Source organism: Asticcacaulis sp. AC402, assembly GCF_000495835.1.
GTDB lineage: Bacteria > Pseudomonadota > Alphaproteobacteria > Caulobacterales > Caulobacteraceae > Asticcacaulis.
The window spans coordinates 13,683-29,563 of the sequence record NZ_AWGC01000029.1; the positions used below are offsets into that span (position 1 = coordinate 13,683).

General features: G+C 62.5%; 12 protein-coding genes. 5 read left to right on the plus strand and 7 right to left on the minus strand.

The annotated features are described in order from the left end of the window. Nucleotides 1-72: 72 nt before the first annotated feature. Nucleotides 73-798, minus strand: a complete 726-nt coding sequence (locus ABAC402_RS35620) for a TetR/AcrR family transcriptional regulator (protein WP_023450664.1) — start codon at nucleotides 796-798, stop codon at nucleotides 73-75. Nucleotides 799-963: 165 nt separating this feature from the next. Between ABAC402_RS35620 and ABAC402_RS35625 the strand changes: the two genes are divergently transcribed. The 4 genes from ABAC402_RS35625 to ABAC402_RS35640 all read left to right on the plus strand — a co-directional run bounded on the left by ABAC402_RS35625 (nucleotide 964) and on the right by ABAC402_RS35640 (nucleotide 5,218). Further along, nucleotides 964-1,839, plus strand: a complete 876-nt coding sequence (locus tag ABAC402_RS35625; RefSeq protein ID WP_023450665.1) for an alpha/beta fold hydrolase — start codon at nucleotides 964-966, stop codon at nucleotides 1,837-1,839. Next, nucleotides 1,836-2,990 (plus strand): thiolase domain-containing protein, encoded by a 1,155-nt coding sequence (locus ABAC402_RS35630; protein WP_023450666.1) that lies wholly within the window; start codon nucleotides 1,836-1,838, stop codon nucleotides 2,988-2,990. The genes ABAC402_RS35625 and ABAC402_RS35630 overlap by 4 nt, the downstream gene beginning before the upstream one ends. A gap of 9 nt (nucleotides 2,991-2,999) precedes the next feature. Beyond that, nucleotides 3,000-3,809 (plus strand): 3-hydroxybutyrate dehydrogenase, encoded by an 810-nt coding sequence (locus tag ABAC402_RS35635; RefSeq protein ID WP_023450667.1) that lies wholly within the window; start codon nucleotides 3,000-3,002, stop codon nucleotides 3,807-3,809. A 101-nt stretch (nucleotides 3,810-3,910) separates the two neighbouring features. Next, on the plus strand, nucleotides 3,911-5,218 hold the full coding sequence (locus ABAC402_RS35640) for a hypothetical protein (RefSeq protein ID WP_023450668.1): 1,308 nt from the start codon (nucleotides 3,911-3,913) through the stop codon (nucleotides 5,216-5,218). A gap of 106 nt (nucleotides 5,219-5,324) precedes the next feature. Here the strand turns inward: ABAC402_RS35640 and ABAC402_RS39415 are convergent, their stop codons facing one another. The 5 genes from ABAC402_RS39415 to ABAC402_RS35665 all read right to left on the minus strand — a co-directional run bounded on the left by ABAC402_RS39415 (nucleotide 5,325) and on the right by ABAC402_RS35665 (nucleotide 13,831). Beyond that, nucleotides 5,325-8,336, minus strand: coding sequence for a tail fiber protein (locus tag ABAC402_RS39415; RefSeq protein WP_023450669.1), 3,012 nt, complete (start codon nucleotides 8,334-8,336; stop codon nucleotides 5,325-5,327). A gap of 69 nt (nucleotides 8,337-8,405) precedes the next feature. Then, a complete protein-coding gene (locus tag ABAC402_RS40330) occupies nucleotides 8,406-11,321 on the minus strand; it encodes a calcium-binding protein (RefSeq protein WP_023450670.1) in 2,916 nt (971 codons plus the stop codon). Nucleotides 11,322-11,399: 78 nt separating this feature from the next. Beyond that, nucleotides 11,400-12,467 carry a M23 family metallopeptidase gene (locus ABAC402_RS35655; RefSeq protein ID WP_023450671.1) on the minus strand — a complete coding sequence of 356 codons (1,068 nt, stop codon included), beginning with the start codon at nucleotides 12,465-12,467 and terminating at the stop codon, nucleotides 11,400-11,402. 39 nt (nucleotides 12,468-12,506) lie between these two features. Continuing rightward, nucleotides 12,507-13,028 carry a dihydrofolate reductase gene (locus ABAC402_RS35660; protein ID WP_023450672.1) on the minus strand — a complete coding sequence of 174 codons (522 nt, stop codon included), beginning with the start codon at nucleotides 13,026-13,028 and terminating at the stop codon, nucleotides 12,507-12,509. After that, nucleotides 13,025-13,831, minus strand: coding sequence for a thymidylate synthase (locus ABAC402_RS35665; protein WP_023450673.1), 807 nt, complete (start codon nucleotides 13,829-13,831; stop codon nucleotides 13,025-13,027). Before ABAC402_RS35665 ends, ABAC402_RS35660 begins: the two co-directional genes overlap by 4 nt. Before the next feature lie 56 nt (nucleotides 13,832-13,887). On the opposite strand from ABAC402_RS35665, the gene ilvC reads away from it, so the two are divergent. Further along, nucleotides 13,888-14,913, plus strand: a complete 1,026-nt coding sequence (gene ilvC, locus ABAC402_RS35670) for a ketol-acid reductoisomerase (RefSeq protein WP_023450674.1) — start codon at nucleotides 13,888-13,890, stop codon at nucleotides 14,911-14,913. 107 nt (nucleotides 14,914-15,020) lie between these two features. Here ilvC and ABAC402_RS35675 read toward each other — a convergent pair whose 3' ends face one another. Further along, on the minus strand, nucleotides 15,021-15,794 hold the full coding sequence (locus ABAC402_RS35675; RefSeq protein ID WP_023450675.1) for a tRNA1(Val) (adenine(37)-N6)-methyltransferase: 774 nt from the start codon (nucleotides 15,792-15,794) through the stop codon (nucleotides 15,021-15,023). Nucleotides 15,795-15,881: the final 87 nt, after the last annotated feature.

Consider the following 15,881-nt stretch of genomic DNA (forward strand, 5'->3'; position numbering starts at 1 on the left):
TGCCCAACGGCTTGCCCTGGTGTATTTCCGATTTTTGGGAAGTGGCTATCTGGAAACAGGGGATACCTTCCCTTAATCTGCGCTTCGCGGCAACGCCAGGAAGGCGCCGGTGAAGACACTGACCAGGTGGCCATAGGCGTCCACCGCGTCGCCCGACTGGCACAGCCCGCCCGACAAACGGTCAATCCGCCCGGTGTCCGCCATGGTCAGGGTCAGGGCCCCGGTCAGCATATGATAGGCCCAGTACATGTCCTTGGGCGCAACGCCCGGTACGGCATCATGCAGGGCGGCGATGAACCTGGTGATCAGGCTGTCGAAATGCGACGTCATCATCCCCGCCCATACCGCCGACGAATTGACCTCGGCGACGAGGCGACAATAGTTGCGCCAGCCCGGATCGAGCGAACTTTGGGCGGTCATCACCGGCCGGATAAAGGCGTTCAGAATCTCATCGACCCGAACGGTGCGGCCCTCGCGTTCGGCGGCAGCAAAGGCGGCGTCCAGCTCGTCATTGCGCTGCTCGTTCAGCACCTCGGCGCGGCGCAGGAAGACCGCATCGAACAGCCCGCGCTTGGAGTCGAAATAATAATTGGGCAGGGCGACGTCGACCCCGGCCATGTCGGCGACCTGACGCACCGTCACGCCGTAAAATCCGCGTTCGGAGAATAACGCCTCGGCGGAATCCAGCACCAGGTCGCGACGGCTCTGGAGGCCGCCAGACCTTGGCGAGGAGATCTTGCCTGAGGAGACCTTGCCTGAAGAGACCTTAGGCAGAGCGGCTTTAAGCGGGGCTTTCACGTGGGTATCTTCCTGTTTTGTTTACCCTGTGACACAACTCAAACGAAACGGTCAAATTTTCAATGACTGTTGAAAAAAGGTTGACACTCAACGGATGTTGAAAAATAGTGTCTCCACAAATGATAAGAAGCGGCTTAGACGTCGAAAAAATACAGGGAGCCGGCGGTGGACGCCATCTACAGCGACATCTGGTACCAGAGCGCCGACACGCGGTTGCAGCTGTATGCCCGTGACTATAAAGCCCTTGGGGGCGGCTCCGGCATGCCGGTGCTGTGCATGCACGGCCTGACGCGTAACTCCGCCGATTTCGAATGGATCGCCGCCCACCTCGCAAAGACCTACCGTGTTATTTCGGTCGATCAGCGCGGCCGCGGCAAGTCGCAGTGGGACGATCAGCCGGCCAACTACGCACCGGGCGTCTACGTCCAGGACATGTTCAAGCTGCTGGCCGAGCTGGGGATTACGCGCACGGCCATTATCGGCACCTCGATGGGCGGGCTGATGGCGATGATTATGGGGTCATTTGCGCCCCAGGCGATCGCCGGCATGGTGATCAACGATGTCGGACCCGAGCTCGACCCGGCCGGGCTGAAACGCATCGCCGGCTATACCGGCAAGGGCATCGCCGTCGCCACCTGGCAAGACGCTGCCGCCCGGGCGCGTGAGACCAACGCCGTCGCCTTTCCCGATTATCATGATGACGACTGGCTGGCCTTTGCGCGCAGGACCTATGAGGTCCGGCACGACGGCAGCATCGCCCCGGCCTATGACCCAGCCATCGCCCAGGCCTTTGCCACCCCTGAGCCGACCGTGGCGCCGCCCGATCTGTGGGGCCTGTGGGACAAGCTGGAAGGTCTGCCGCTCCTGGCCGTGCGCGGCGAAATCTCCGACCTTTTGTCGGCCCATACCCTGAAGAAGATGGGCGAGCGCCACGCCGGCATGAAGGCGGTCACCGTGCGCAATCGCGGCCACGCGCCGATGCTGGACGAGGGCGAGGCCGTCACCGCCATCGAAACTTTTCTGCAAGGACTGAAGTCATGAAAGCTGCCATTGTCGGTTGGGGCCATACCCCGTTTGGCCGTCTTGATATGTCGCTGGAGGAGATGATTCATGCCGTCGCCCGCGAAGCCCTGGCCGATGCCGGACTGACAGGCGAAGACATCGACGCCGTCTGGCTGGGCAATTTCAACGCCGGCATGGTCCCCGACGGCTTCTGCGCCTCGATGATCCTGGGCGCCGATCCCGGCCTGCGCTTCAAGCCGGCGACTCGGCTGGAAAACGCCTGCGCCTCGGGTTCGGCCGCCGTGTACGCGGCCATGGATGCCATCGCGTCGGGGCGTGTGAAAGCGGCCGTGGTCGTCGGTGCTGAGAAAATGACCGCGGTCGACGGTGCCACCGTTACCCGGGCGCTCGGTGCCGCCAGCTATCAGCGCGAAGAGGCGGGGATGAGCTTCCCCGAAATCTTCGCCCGGTTCGCCCTGGCCTATCAGGCGAAGTATGGCGACCCGACCGAGGCCATGGCGCATATTGCCGCCAAGAACCACGCCGCCGCCGTGCACAATCCGTTCGCCCAACTGCGCAAGCCGCTGGAGCTGGACTTCTGCCTGCATGCCTCCGAGAAGAACCCGATCATTGCCGCGCCGCTGAAGAAGACCGATTGCTCGCTGGTTTCGGACGGCGCCGCCGCCATCGTCCTGGTCCGCGAAGACATGGCCGGCGATTTCAGGCGCGCTGTCGGTTTCCGTGCCGCGCAACAGGTCAATGACCTGCTGCCGCTGTCAGCCAAGGACATGACGGCCTTCGAAGGCCCGCGCCGCGCCTTCGCCAGGGCCTATGAGCAGGCCGGGGTGGCCATCGGCGACATCTCCTTTGCCGAGGTCCACGACTGTTTCACCATTGCTGAGCTGCTGTCGGTCGAGGCCATGGGCCTGGCCGAGCCGGGCAGGGGCCGCGAACTGGTTATCGACGGCGGTACCGGGCGCAACGGCAGGCTGCCAGTCAATATGTCGGGCGGGCTGAAGGCCAAGGGTCACCCCGTCGGCGCCACCGGGGTCAGCATGCACGTTATCGCCGCCAAACAGCTGACCGGCGAGGCCGGCGACATGCAACTTCATGATCCCAACCTGGGTATGTGTTTCAACATGGGCGGCGGAGCGGTCGCCAACTACGTCTCCATTTTGGAAAGGCTGTAAGTTTCCCTCATGACATCGGGATATCTGGAAGGCCGCACGGCGCTGGTTACCGGCTCCGTGAGCGGGATAGGCTTTGCCGTCGCGCAAGCCCTGGCGTCGGCCGGGGCCAGGGTCGGGGTCCATGGCCTGGCGACGCCGGACGAGGCTGACCGGGCGGTCGCTGCCATGCGCGCGGCCGGGGCAGCCGACGCGCGGTTCTTCGCCGGCGACCTGCGCGATCCGGCGGCGATTGCCGGACTGATGGAGGCTGCCGAAGCCTGGGGCGGGCCAGACATCCTGGTCAATAATGCCGGCCTTCAGAAGACGGCGCGGTTCAGCGAGGTCACCGACGACAACTGGGACGATCTGATCGCGGTCAACCTGTCGGCCGCCTTTCGCACCATGCGCCATGTCCTGCCAAGGATGGCGGCGCGCGGCTATGGCCGGGTGATCAACATCGCCTCCGTCCATGGCCTGGTCGCTTCCGAAGCCAAGGCGCCCTATGTGGCGTCGAAGTTCGGCCTGGTCGGGCTGTCGAAGGTGGCGGCGCTGGAATTTGCGAAGGCAGGGACACGCGACAGCGGCGGGGTAACGGTCAACTGCATCTGCCCGGGCTGGACCGAGACGGCGCTGATCGAGCCGCAGATCCAGGCGCGCGCGGCGGCCTGTGGTGGTGATCGCGACGCCGGCACCGCCGATCTGCTGGCCGAAAAGCAACCGACGCGGCGCATGTCCGACCCGCGCGAGATCGGCCTGCTGGCCCTGTGGCTGGCCAGCCCCCTGGCGCACAATATCACGGGTGCGTCGATCCCGGTCGATGGCGGGTGGACCGCGCAGTAAGGGGTTGCCGTTGGTTTCACATCTAACGGAAATGTAAATTGCCACACCCGCTCAGTTCGCTTAGATGGCGAGGTTTCAAGGCATATTTCAGGAGAGTGGGTATGGGTAGCGCTCGTATATTCCTCACGCGCGGCTGTGCAGCCGTTGTGATCACAACCTTTGTTGCCGGACCAGCGTCCACGGCGACCCCGCCCAAGCAGGTCGTCACCGGTCCGGTTGCCACCTACTGGATCGATACCACCACCAGTTCTGGCTTCAGTATGGCCGGCCTCGGCGGCTCCGGAATGAGCCAAGGCAAGGCGCCGTCCATGTCGTCAATGATGGGCATGATGTCCGGTGACGTGAACCACACTGTGACCTTGACGCTGGGCTCGAACCAGGTGGCCAGGACCGAGACGACCGGCGACCACCGGATGACGGCGGGTGACCTGCCGCTCTATTACAAGCGCACGGTGGCCACGCCGACGCAGCCGACCCCATATACGCCTGGCGAGCCGCAGAGCTATGAGCCGCCCAAGGGCAAGATCCTGATCTACTGGGGTTGCGGTGAACGTGCTGCCGCCGGCCAGCCCCTGGTGATCGACCTGGCCAGGATCACCGATCCGAACCAGCGTATGACCCTGGTCAAGCAACTGGCGCCGCAGGTGACGCTGGACACCGTCAAGAAACCGACCCCGGACAGCGTCAAGGCCTATGGCGAATGGCCCAATGCCAAAACCGACAGCGGCTTTACCGGCCATTCGCTGACCGGCGCGCACACCGTGAAAACGGACTATGCCCCACAGATCGACTTTTCCCTGAACCAGGGTCAGGACTTCCTGGCGCCGATCAAGGTGTCGGGTAATCAGAAGGCGGCTTCGGGTGCGGTGCCATTGACGTGGGCGGCGATTCCGAATGCCAGGGGTTTTGTGGCGACGGCGATCGGTGCCGGGCGTGAGCGCGACACCTTCATCATGTGGACCTCGGCGGCCAGCAATACCGGCTGGATGGGTATGGCGCCGGACTATCTGACGCCAGGCGATATCGAGCGGTTGACGGCGTCGAAGGTGCTGCTGCCGGGGACGGCGACGGCCTGCACCGTGCCGGCCGAAGTTGCCAATGCCGGTGAGGGCGCCATGTACAACATTACGGCCTACGGCGGCGAAACCAATCTCAGCTACCCGGCGCGGCCGGCAGACCCCAAGGTCGCCTGGAACATCCAGTGGACGACCAAGATCCGCTACAAGTCGCAAACGGGTGGGTTACTGGGCCAGGATATGGGTGGCGCCGGCATGTTCGGCATGACCGGTCGCTCTGAGCCCGAAGATCAGGCTCCGCCTGAGACGACCGCTGCCGATAAGAAGAAAAAGAAGAAGAACAGCCTGTTCGGCGAGATCGTCAAACAGGGCGTGGGCAGTTTGATTCCGTAGGAAGGGAGCTTGTAACGCCCCCTCCGTCTCGACTTGCTACGCCTTCGGCTTCGCTCGCTCGACACCTCCCCCGTGCAACGGGGGAGGATAAAGGTGGGTTCACCTCTTACCACACGATGTGGGCGAGGACGTCGGCCGCCACGGCGCTGTTGACCGTGATGACGTTACCGCCGCCCAGATTTATGACCACATTGCCGCCGTTCTGGGTGACCAGACCGGCATTGGCGACCCCGCCTGTATAGGCGTTGATGTTGATGCTGTCGTTCTGTGACGCGCTGAAGTCGGTGATCGTATCTGTGCCGCTGTTGGCGTCGAAGAGGAAGATATCAGCGCCAAAGCCGCCGCTGAGATTATCTGCCCCGCCCTTGCCGTTGATGGTGTTGTTGCCGTCATTGCCGCCCAGCGTATTGCCCAGCGAGTTGCCGGTAGCATTGATATTGGCGGAGCCGGTCAGATTCAGGGTCTCGGCGTAGCGCAGGTTCAATGAGTAGGTGACGGTCGAGAAGATAACGTCGGAACCGCCGCCCGAGACTTCAACCACGTTATCGCCCGCGTTCTGGATATAGTAGGTGTCGTTACCCGTTCCGCCGGTCAGGATGTTGACGCCGGCATTGCCGGTCAGGACGTTGTTGAGGGTATTGCCGTTCGCGTTGAGGTCGGCTGAACCGGTCAGGGTGACATTTTCAACATTGGCGCCCAAGGTGGTGGTGAAGGACGTTTGGATTGTGTCAATTCCCTCATTGGCGTTTTCAATCACGACGTCGCCGACCGCGCTGATGAGATAGGTGTCGTTGCCGGCGCCGCCAGCCATGGTGTCGTTGTTGGCGCCGCCGTCGAGGACGTTGTTGCCACTATTGCCCGTCAGAATGTTGGCGAAACCATTGCCGGTCGCGTTGACATGGGCCGAGCCGGTCAGGGTCAGGTTTTCGACCTGGCGGCCGGACAGGCTGTAGGTCACGGTTGAGTTGATCAGGTCCGTGCCTTCATTGGCCGCTTCGACGACATTGTCGCCGGTGTTCTGGACGTTATAGGTGTCGTTGCCTGCCTTGCCGGTCAGCGTATTGATGCCAGTATTGCCGGTAAGGATATCGTTGCCGGCATTGCCGGTGCCGTTGATGTCGGCCGTCCCGATTAGGGTCAGGTTTTCCAGGACATCGCTGAGGGTGAAGGTGATGGCCGACTCGACCGTATCGGTACCCTCACTGGCGTTTTCGTTGATGACGTCGCCGACATTGGAGATGACATAGGTGTCGTCGCCCATGCCGCCGTTCATGGTGTCGTTGTTGGCGGCGCCGTCCAGCCGGTTGTTGCCGGTATTGCCGGTGATGAGGTTGGCCTGGCCATTGCCGGTACCGTTGATATTGGCCGAGCCTGTCAGGTAGAGGTTATCGATGAAGGTGAAGGCCAGGCTGAAGGTTGCGCTGGAAAAGACGCTGTCAAAGCCCTGATTGTTCAGTTCGACGATGCTGTCGGTCGTGGCATCGACATAATAGGTGTCGTCGCCGGCTCCGCCTTCCATGGTGTCATTGCCGGTGCCGCCGTCCAGCCGATCGTTACCGGCATTGCCGACCAGCCGGTCATTGGCGCCGTTACCGTTGATCGTATCATTCTGGCCAGCGCCAAACAGGCTGTTGGCGCTGGCATTTCCATTCAGGGTCAGGGCGGGCATGGCGGCGGACGACAGATAGGTCACTTCGGTGCCGCCCCTCTCGCCCAGAACAACGCCATCACCGGCCCCCACCGCGGTGCGGCCGCGGAAGTCGGGCAGGGCGAAGGTGGTGCGGCCGTCGCCGCCATAGGTCGTGCCGAGGATGGAGAAAAGGGCCTGGTTCTGAGCGATGCTGAGGAGCTGACCGTGGCAGAAGGCCCAGCCCCTGGGGGCATAGGTAATTGCGGTTATGGCGATTTCGCCGAGAAACTGTTCTTCCGGATCCGCGTCGGTAATGGCGTTCCGCGATGGGAAAATGCCCTGCAGGGAGATGATATAGTTCAGGGCCAGCGAAGGCTGGACATTATTGACGGCATGGTTGCTGCCGCCCATGTCCGAGGGCATCTGGCTTTGCTGGATCGTTTGATTTTCGGTACCGATGACCTCGCCGAGCATGCGGTTGCTCAGGCCGGGACCCTGACCGGTGCCCACGACGGTGCGGCCGCGCAGATCGGGCAGGGCGAAGGTCTCCTGACCATCGCCGCCATAGGTCGTGCCGATCAGGTTAAAAAGGGCCTCATACTCCGAAATCGGCAGCAGGCTGCCGTCGCAGGGCAGATAGCCGTAGGGCGCGAAGTTGCCACCGAACTGCACAACCAGTCCCATCATATCCATGTTGTTGGAGATCAGGCCGTCGCTTGGCAGGCTGCTGTAGGACGGGAATATGCCATAAACCTGGATCATATAGGTGGTGGCGAGGGTGGGCTGGATATTGTCGAAACTGTAACCGCTTCCGCCTGCCGAGGTCGGCAGGACGCTGGAATTAATCTCGAAAGTATTTGATCCGTATTCTTCTCCGACGACGCGCTCGTAAAGCCCCGGCCCCTGTCCGACTCCGACGACGGCGCGGGCATCCAGATTGGGCAGGGCGAAGGTCGATCTGCCATCGCCGCCATAATTGGTGCCGAACAGGGAAAACAGCGCTGTGTTCTGGGAGATGGACAAAAGCTGGCCACTGGCCGTGGTGGTATAGGAGGGCGCGAAATTGCCGGCAAACATGCGCATGCCGCCGAGATAGGCCGAGTCGTTGACGCCGCTTTCCGGGGCGTCGTGGAGGGACGGACGCGGCGGATAGTAGCCACTCAGCGGGACGAGGAAGGTGATGCCCAGGTAGGGCTGATGGTTGTCGATGATGTAGGGCGCGCTGATCGGCCCGCTATTGGGGGCTGCTGTCAGGTCGAAGGCCAGAGTGTCTGCGACGGCGAAGGTCGCGGCGGAGACCGTGTCCGTCCGTCCGTCACTAACCGTACCGGTCCTGGCGGCGACGGCCGACAGGCTGGGGGCCGAGGGCACGTTCAGCGTCACCGGCGCGGTGCCCGGGCTGAACGTATGTGTGCTGGCGCCGGACTCAAGATGCGAAAAACGAAGCGCCGACGACAGGTCGAGCGCGGCCAGATAAATAGGTTTCATGATGTAGGCCCCTGCACATTGTTTATGGCATTTTCATACTTTATTTACCCGCAGGCTGTCGCGTCTTTTCTACCAGGTGATGTGCGCGAGTACTTCGGCCTGGAGCGCGTTGTTGACCGTGATAACATTCCCGCCGCCCAGGTTGATCACCGTATCGGCACCGACCTGGGTGATAAGGCCGTCATTGGCGACACCGCCGGTATAGGCGTTGACGTTGATCGTGTCGTTCTCGTCAGCGCTGAAATCGGTAACTGTGTCAGTACGGCTGCCAAGCTGGAACAGGAAGATGTCAGCGCCCAGACCGCCCGTCAGGATATCGTTGCCACCCAGGCCGTTAAGCGTGTTGGCGCCTGCGTTGCCGATCAGGGTGTTGGCCAGAGAGTTCCCTGTGGCGTTGATGTTGGCCGATCCCGTCAGGGCCAGGGTTTCGACAAAGCGGCCGGTCAGGGTGTAGCTGACGGACGCATAGATGATGTCGGCACCCTGACCGCCGGCCTCGACCACCTTGTCGCCGGTCGCCTGGACGTAATAGGTGTCATCGCCCAGGCCGCCTGTCAGGGTGTCGGCGCCGGAGCCACCGTCCAGCAGGTTGTTGCCGGTATTGCCGGTCAGCTTGTTGCCAACGCCGTTGCCGATCGCTGTCAGGTCGTCGACGCCGGTCAGGGTCAGGTTTTCGACCACCCGGCCGGTGAGATTATAACTGGCGCTGGAGATGACGGTGTCGGTGCCGGCGCCCGAGGCTTCGGTGACGATGTCCAGGCTGTCGTCGACATGGTAGGTGTCGTTGCCGAGGCCACCGACCAGGGTATCGACCCCGCTGTCGCCGTCCAGGACATTGTTGCCGTCATTGCCAGTGATGGCGTTGTTGGAGGCATTGCCGGTTCCGTTGGCGGCCGTGCCGGTCAGGATCAGGCGTTCGATGTCAGCGGACAGGACGTAGCTGACCGAGGCGTAGACAATGTCCGTACCTTCGTCGGCGCTCTCGATGACGACGTCGGACGCCACATTAACCATGTAGGTGTCATCGCCCGCTGCACCACCCAGCGTGTCGGCGCCGCCGCCGCCATCCAGGAGGTTTCCCACGGTATTGCCGAACAGGGCATTGGCGTAGCTGTTGCCGATGGCGTCGGTGGCTGACTCTGTCAGGACAAGGGTTTCAACAAATCGTCCGGTGAGATTGTAACTGACCTGACTATAGATGACATCCGTTCCGCCACCATTGGCTTCGACGACGTTGTCGCCGGTATTCTGGATAAAATAGGAGTCATCGCCCAGCCCACCCGTTAACGTGTTGTTGCCATCGTTGCCGGTCAGAATGTTCCCGAGATCATTACCCGTGCCCCTTGAATTCGCGGATCCGGTCAGGGTCAGGTTTTCGATGTAGGTGCCCAGGGTCCAGGTCAGCCCGGTCATGACGGTGTCGGTACCGCCGCCGTTCAGGTCGTTGACGATGTCTCCATTGGCGTCCACGACATAGGTGTCGTCGCCCCCGCCGCCGACCATGGTGTCGCTGCCGGTGCCGCCATCGAGATAATCTTGACCGTCGCCGCCTTCGAGGAAGTCAACGCCTGAGCCCGCCAGCAAGGTATCGTCGCCGCCATAACCGGCGAGATCGTCGGTGCCGGCTCCGCCTTGGAAATAGTCGTTATAGTCACGACCCCAAAGGCTGTCATTGCCACCTTCGCCGCTGAACGCGGCGGCGGCCCAGGTGCTGGCTACCAGCAGATTGGCGCTGCTGTTGCCGGTGGCATAGACAGTGGATGGCATGTCCACCAGCGGGCCGCCGGGCGCATAGCTGCTGTCTTCAAGACGGAAATAGATATTCTCGACGCCCGTTATGGTGTTGATTTGACCGCCCACGGTCATGATCCCGGTCGTCAGATTGACGTCGATGACGCCGATGCCGTTTGCGTCCCATACCTCGCCCAGATCCGTGTCGACAAACGTGCTGCGCCATAAGGTCAGGGTCAGGCTATCGGTGCCGGCGCCCCCGTCGATATGATTGCCCGCGAAGGTGAGGTTGGCGCTGCCGGAGGCGCCATTGGCGCCGGCGGCAGCCGTTTCGGCGAGGTCTGTGCCGCCCTGGCCGCCCAGTCCGCCGATCCCGCCACGGCCGCCAGACAGGATGAATTCGAGTTCCATCTGCTCATCGGCAGCCGTGCCGGTGAGATGATTGTTGGTAAAGCTGATGCCGACGTCGCTGCCGCGGCCGCCGTCCCCTCCGCGGCCGCCTGCGCCATAACTCCCCACCTGCGTGGCGGCGCCGCCACGACCGCCGTCGCCGCCGAGACCGCCGAGTGCCCCGGTCACCTCAATGCGGTGGCTGGTGCCAGCGGTATGAAACGGAAGCCAGATGCCGTCGACCTCTATGTTGGCCGTGCCTCCGGTGCCGCCCTTGCCGCCATCGCCGCCATTGCCGGGGGTGTCGCCCGAACTGCCGGTACGGCCGTAGCCGCCCATCTTGTAGCCGGCCGCGAAAATGGCCAAGAGGTCCAGCCGCGCGTCAGCCGTGAACACGCTATCGCTAATCCGGATAAGAACATCGCCGCTGTCACTGCCGTCAGCCGACAGACCGGCCGCGCCGCCGATGCCGGCAAGGCCATTGCCGCCCTGGCCGCCGGAACCACCCCCGCCGCCCGCCCCGCCGTAGGCGAGCAGAGTCATAACGCTGCTGAAACTGATGCCCGTGACGTCAATAAGCAGGTCGCCGCCCCGGCCACCGATGGCGCCGTCTCCGCCTGTTCCGCCAGACGGTGTCCCGGGATTTGCCGCGGAGCCGGAGCCGCCCTGGCCGCCAGCGCCCGAAGTGACCTGCAGCAGGTTGTTGCCGAGCAGGTCCTGGATCGTCTCTTCGGTGACGAACACACTCAAGCTCTCGCCATCCGCGCCCTGACTGGCGTCACCGCCGTCAGCCCCGTCCTGTCCGGGGGGCGGTGCCGCGCCATGGGAGCCCCAGGCGCCGTTCGTACCGGTGATTGTTGTCATGATACTGTCCTGTCGCCCAAAAAGACCCGGGGGTTCGATGGCACAATGACATGCGTGCCGGCAGGGTCAATGCCACCTTTATGGCAGGTTGAGGGCAAACTCGTGGTACAGAACGGTCTTCGTCCCGGCAGTGACGGCGTAGGTGGCGCGATAAGTGCCCTTTCGCCAGGTTCCGCTGGCCGGGCGCTCGCCCGTGAACAGCATGTACTGAGCCTTGTTGCGATCGAGCGGTGTGGGCGGCGAGGCTTTCAGTACCTTACCATCGGGGCGATAGATGGTCAGGGTCTGGATATCGCCGGCCTTCAGGTTGATGGCGCGAACCCAGGCGACCAGGGCCGGACTGGCGGCCGTCGGCGCCGGGATACCGCCGCGTTCGATGGCATCCATGGTCACCGGCCCGGAGGCAAAGCCCGCATTAAGCACCTGGCGGCCGCGATAGGCCATCTGCTGCCGTGCTGAGGCCTGCCACAGGCTGGTCACCGCTGTGGGTGAGCAGGCTGAAGAGGTGTTGAACGGGTCGACGGGGACCTTGTTCTTGCGTACGGTCAGGTGAACATGGGGAAAGGCTGCCCAGCCGGACTGGCCGACCATGCCCAGGACGTCGCCGGCCTTGACCTTCTGGCCGTCCTTGACCGCAAGCGAACCTCGCCGCATGTGGCAATACTGGCTTTCCCAGCCATTGCCATGGAGGACGAAGACGCGATTGCCGCATGCCATGTTGGATGGGATGGCGGACTGATTGTAGGCGCCGACCTCCCAGTCGGCTTCGCTGTCGCGGACCCCGGCGATGACCCCATCGGCGACGGCCAGGACGGCGACGCCACGCGCCTGGGCGATCTTGTCCGGGATACGAAAATCGGTGCCGTCGTGGCCGTCATAGGTCGCGATGCCGCAGGTATAGTCGCTGGCTGGCCCTTTGGCCGGGTCGTGATCGGCATATTGCTGGATAAGGCAATCCTTACCCAGTTCGCAGGCAATGGGGGACGCTATGCTGAAACCGACGTCCGAGGCGGTGACGGCCGGTTGCGCCGCGGGCTCGACCAAGACGGCAGGGGCGGTATCGGCCCGGGGCGGCGAGCAGGCAGCCAGAAGGGCTAAGCCAGCGGCAATAAGACCAGATGGAAGGGACGTGGTGCGCAGGGTCATAGGGCCGGACCATAATACAATCAGGCGAGCCTTGCCAGATCACTTCCCTCTTTCGTAGACTTTAAGGGTAAAATCAAAGTCATCGTTCTCGGTCTTGGCAAAAGCCTCTTCACGAACGACCCGCCATATCGCCGGATCGATCGCTGGAAAATGCGTATCGCCGTCAACCGTGGCATGAACATGGGTCACGTAGAGCCGGTCGGCCCTGGGTAGGGTCTGCGCATAGACATTGGCGCCGCCGATGACGCAGACCTCCCCAGCGCCGTCGTCGGCGGCATGTTCACGGCCGATATCGAGTGCCTCGAACAGGGTTTCGCAGACGACACCACCTTCGGCTTCGAACTTCAGGTCGCGGCTCAGGACCAGGTTCAGCCGGCCGGGCAGGGGTTTTTTCGGCAGCGAGTCCCACGTGTTCGACCCCATGAGGATCGGTTTGCCCAGGGTTATGTCCTTGAACAGCTTCATGTCCGAGCGCAGCCGCCACGGCAGGCCGCCGGCCTTGCCGATGGCATTGTTCTCGTCCATGGCCACGACCACGGCCAGGGGAACCTTGGAACTCATACGGCAACCGGCGCCTTCAACGCCCCGTGACTCTGGTAATTTTCGACCTTGAGGTCGGCGTAGTCGAAGCCGAACAGGTCGGTTTTCGGTGCCAGAACCAGGGTTGGAAAGTTGAAAGGCGTGCGTTCGAGCTGGGTTTTGGCCTGCTCGATATGGTTGCTGTAAACATGGACATCGCCGAAGCTGTGGACGAAGTCGCCAACCTCCAGACCGACCGCCTGGGCCACCATGTGGGTCAGCAGGGCATAGGAGGCGATGTTGAACGGAACGCCCAGAAAGATATCAGCCGAGCGCTGATAGAGCTGACACGACAGTTTGCCATTCGCCACGAAGAACTGGAACAGGCAGTGGCAAGGTGGCAGGGCCATATCTTCGACCTGCGCGGGGTTCCACGCCGAGATGACATGACGGCGGGAATTGGGGTTAGTCTTCAGGTTTTCAATCAGTTGTGCCATCTGGTCGATCGCCCGACCGTCCGGCGCGGCCCACGACCGCCACTGCTTGCCATAGACGGGACCGAGATCGCCGTGCTCGTCGGCCCATTCGTCCCAGATGGTGACGCCATGGTCATGGAGATACTGCACATTGGTGTCGCCGCGCAGGAACCACAGCAGTTCGACGGCGATCGATTTGAAATGGACCTTCTTGGTGGTCAGCAGTGGAAAGCCCTTCGCCAGATCGAACCGGATCTGGCGGCCGAACAGGCCGTAGGTACCCGTACCCGTGCGGTCGTCGCGGTGCACACCGTTTTCAAGACAGTCGCGCAGAAGGTTGAGGTACTGATATTCCGGATGGTCGAACATGAAGGGTACTTTAAGATCAGGCGATTCTAATTCCACTATAGCTGAGGCCACCCGCCATGTCCCTTCCCGTTTATCGTGATCACGACTGCGACCTGTCCCTGATCCAGGCGTCGAAGGTGCTGATCATAGGTTACGGCTCACAGGGGCGGACCCAGGCGCTCAACGCCCGCGATTCCGGTGTCCGCCAAGTTAAGGTAGCGCTTAAGCCAGGGTCAAAAACACGTCTCAAAGCCGAATCGGATGGCTTTGAAATCGTTGCGGTTTCGGACGGCGTCCTGTGGGCCGAGGTGATCGTCGTCCTGACGTCGGACGAGGCCCACCAGAGGTTGTTCGTCGACGAGATCGCGCCCCATTTACGAGAAAATCAAGCGTTGATTTTCGCCCATGGCCTGTCTGTCAACTTCGGTCTGGTGACCCCGCCTGCCAATGTTGACGTCCTGCTGGTCTCGCCCAAGGGCATAGGTCCGCGCATCCGTGACCTCTATGTGGCGGGCGAGGGGGTGTTCTGCCTGTTCGCCGTTCACCAGGACGCATCTGGCCGGGCCAGGGCGCTGGGCCTGTCCTATGCGGCTGCCCTCGGCTGCGGCCGCAAGGGCATTCTCGAGACCACCATGAAGGACGAATGCGAGAGCGATCTGTTCGGCGAGCAGGTCGTGCTGTGCGGTGGAACGCGTGAACTGGTGACCTCGGGTTTCCAGACCCTTGTTGATGCTGGCTATCCGCCCGAGGTGGCGTGGTTCGAGACCTGTTATGAGCTCAAGCTGGTGGTCGATCTGTTGTGGGAACTGGGTATGTCGGGTGGCTTCGGCAAGATTTCCAACACAGCGGAATATGGGGCCTATCTTACGGGTGCGCGAATAATCAATGAGTCTTCGAAAGCAGAGATGCAGGGAGTTTTGCAGGATGTTCAGTCTGGGGCGTTCGTTCGCCGGCTGATGGCAGATTACGATGCCGGGAGTCCGGATTTGAACGCCCGACGGGCGGCGCTGAGGGACAATCTGCTGGACGCGACGAAAGCTTATCTGGATGATGTGGCGCTGTCAGAATCCCCTCTCCCCGCGAGCGGGGAGAGGTTAGGGTGAGGGGCGGGGCGTCTTGCGAGCGCTCCGTCCTTTGAAGGCCCCTCACCCGATCGCCCACGCTTCGCTCGGCTCTCGTCCTCTCCCCGCAGGCGGGGAGAGGTAGATAATCACCACGCCAGGAGTTGTACGCCCCGCAGGATCGCGTCGACCTCTGGCGTGTGTTTGCGGTCGCCGTGGTCGTGTAGAACCAAGGGCGGCAGCAATCGTAAAGGCGCCTTGCCCAGGCGGGTGGCGCGAACCAGCACGCGTTTAGCGTCCTTTTCGATAAACGGTTGAATGGGCCGTACCCGGAAGGAACCGGCCTTTGACGACAGGCCCGTCAGGATATCGCCGAGGCGGTCGGCGCGATGGATGAAGACGATATCGCCGCCGTCCTTCACAGCCGCCAGCGCAAAGTCCAGCCAGGCCCCCAATCCATCATCGGCGATCCAGGCCGGACGCTTGGCCTCGTGCGGCGCTCGTAAAGTGTCAGGGTCATCGAAGAACGGCGGGTTGCTGAACACCAGGTCGAAGCGTTCGAGACCAAGGGTTTTGAAGCCGGCGCCGATGTCACCTTCGATCACAGTGACCTCGTCGTGACCGTTCAGGGCGGCGTTTCCCCGCGCCAGGCCGGCATAGACCGGTTCGCGCTCGATGCCCGTCAGGGCCAGATCAGGGCAGCGTGCTTTCAGCGACAGCATCGCTCCGCCGGCGCCGCAGCCCAGTTCAAGTGCGCGGCCCGAGGGATTCAAGCCGGCGCACGCCGCTGCCAGCAGGGCACCGTCCATGCCGATGCGATAGCCTTTGGCAGGCTGCATCACTATGACGCGCCCGTCCAACAGGTGCGTCTGCGTCACATCTGTGGCAGAATGCGTCAAGGTCGGATCCGTCTCTTCGCTCATAAGAGATTGTTTTCTGATATATTTGCCGCCGATATGCCAAACACGTTCTTTGGGCCGGTTGGAAGTTTACTATCGCGGGCCATTGCC

Bases quoted from the DNA above. Each gene is read 5' to 3' on its own strand.
- ABAC402_RS35665 (WP_023450673.1), bottom strand. From the start codon at position 13,831: ATGTTCGACCATCCGGAATATCAGTACCTCAACCTTCTGCGCGACTGT.
- ABAC402_RS35675 (WP_023450675.1), bottom strand. From the start codon at position 15,794: ATGAGCGAAGAGACGGATCCGACCTTGACGCATTCTGCCACAGATGTG.
- ABAC402_RS35655 (WP_023450671.1), bottom strand. From the start codon at position 12,467: ATGACCCTGCGCACCACGTCCCTTCCATCTGGTCTTATTGCCGCTGGC.
- ABAC402_RS35660 (WP_023450672.1), bottom strand. From the start codon at position 13,028: ATGAGTTCCAAGGTTCCCCTGGCCGTGGTCGTGGCCATGGACGAGAAC.
- ABAC402_RS35635 (WP_023450667.1), top strand. From the start codon at position 3,000: ATGACATCGGGATATCTGGAAGGCCGCACGGCGCTGGTTACCGGCTCC.
- ilvC (WP_023450674.1), top strand. From the start codon at position 13,888: ATGTCCCTTCCCGTTTATCGTGATCACGACTGCGACCTGTCCCTGATC.
- ABAC402_RS39415 (WP_023450669.1), bottom strand. From the start codon at position 8,336: ATGAAACCTATTTATCTGGCCGCGCTCGACCTGTCGTCGGCGCTTCGT.
- ABAC402_RS35630 (WP_023450666.1), top strand. From the start codon at position 1,836: ATGAAAGCTGCCATTGTCGGTTGGGGCCATACCCCGTTTGGCCGTCTT.
- ABAC402_RS35640 (WP_023450668.1), top strand. From the start codon at position 3,911: ATGGGTAGCGCTCGTATATTCCTCACGCGCGGCTGTGCAGCCGTTGTG.
- ABAC402_RS40330 (WP_023450670.1), bottom strand. From the start codon at position 11,321: ATGACAACAATCACCGGTACGAACGGCGCCTGGGGCTCCCATGGCGCG.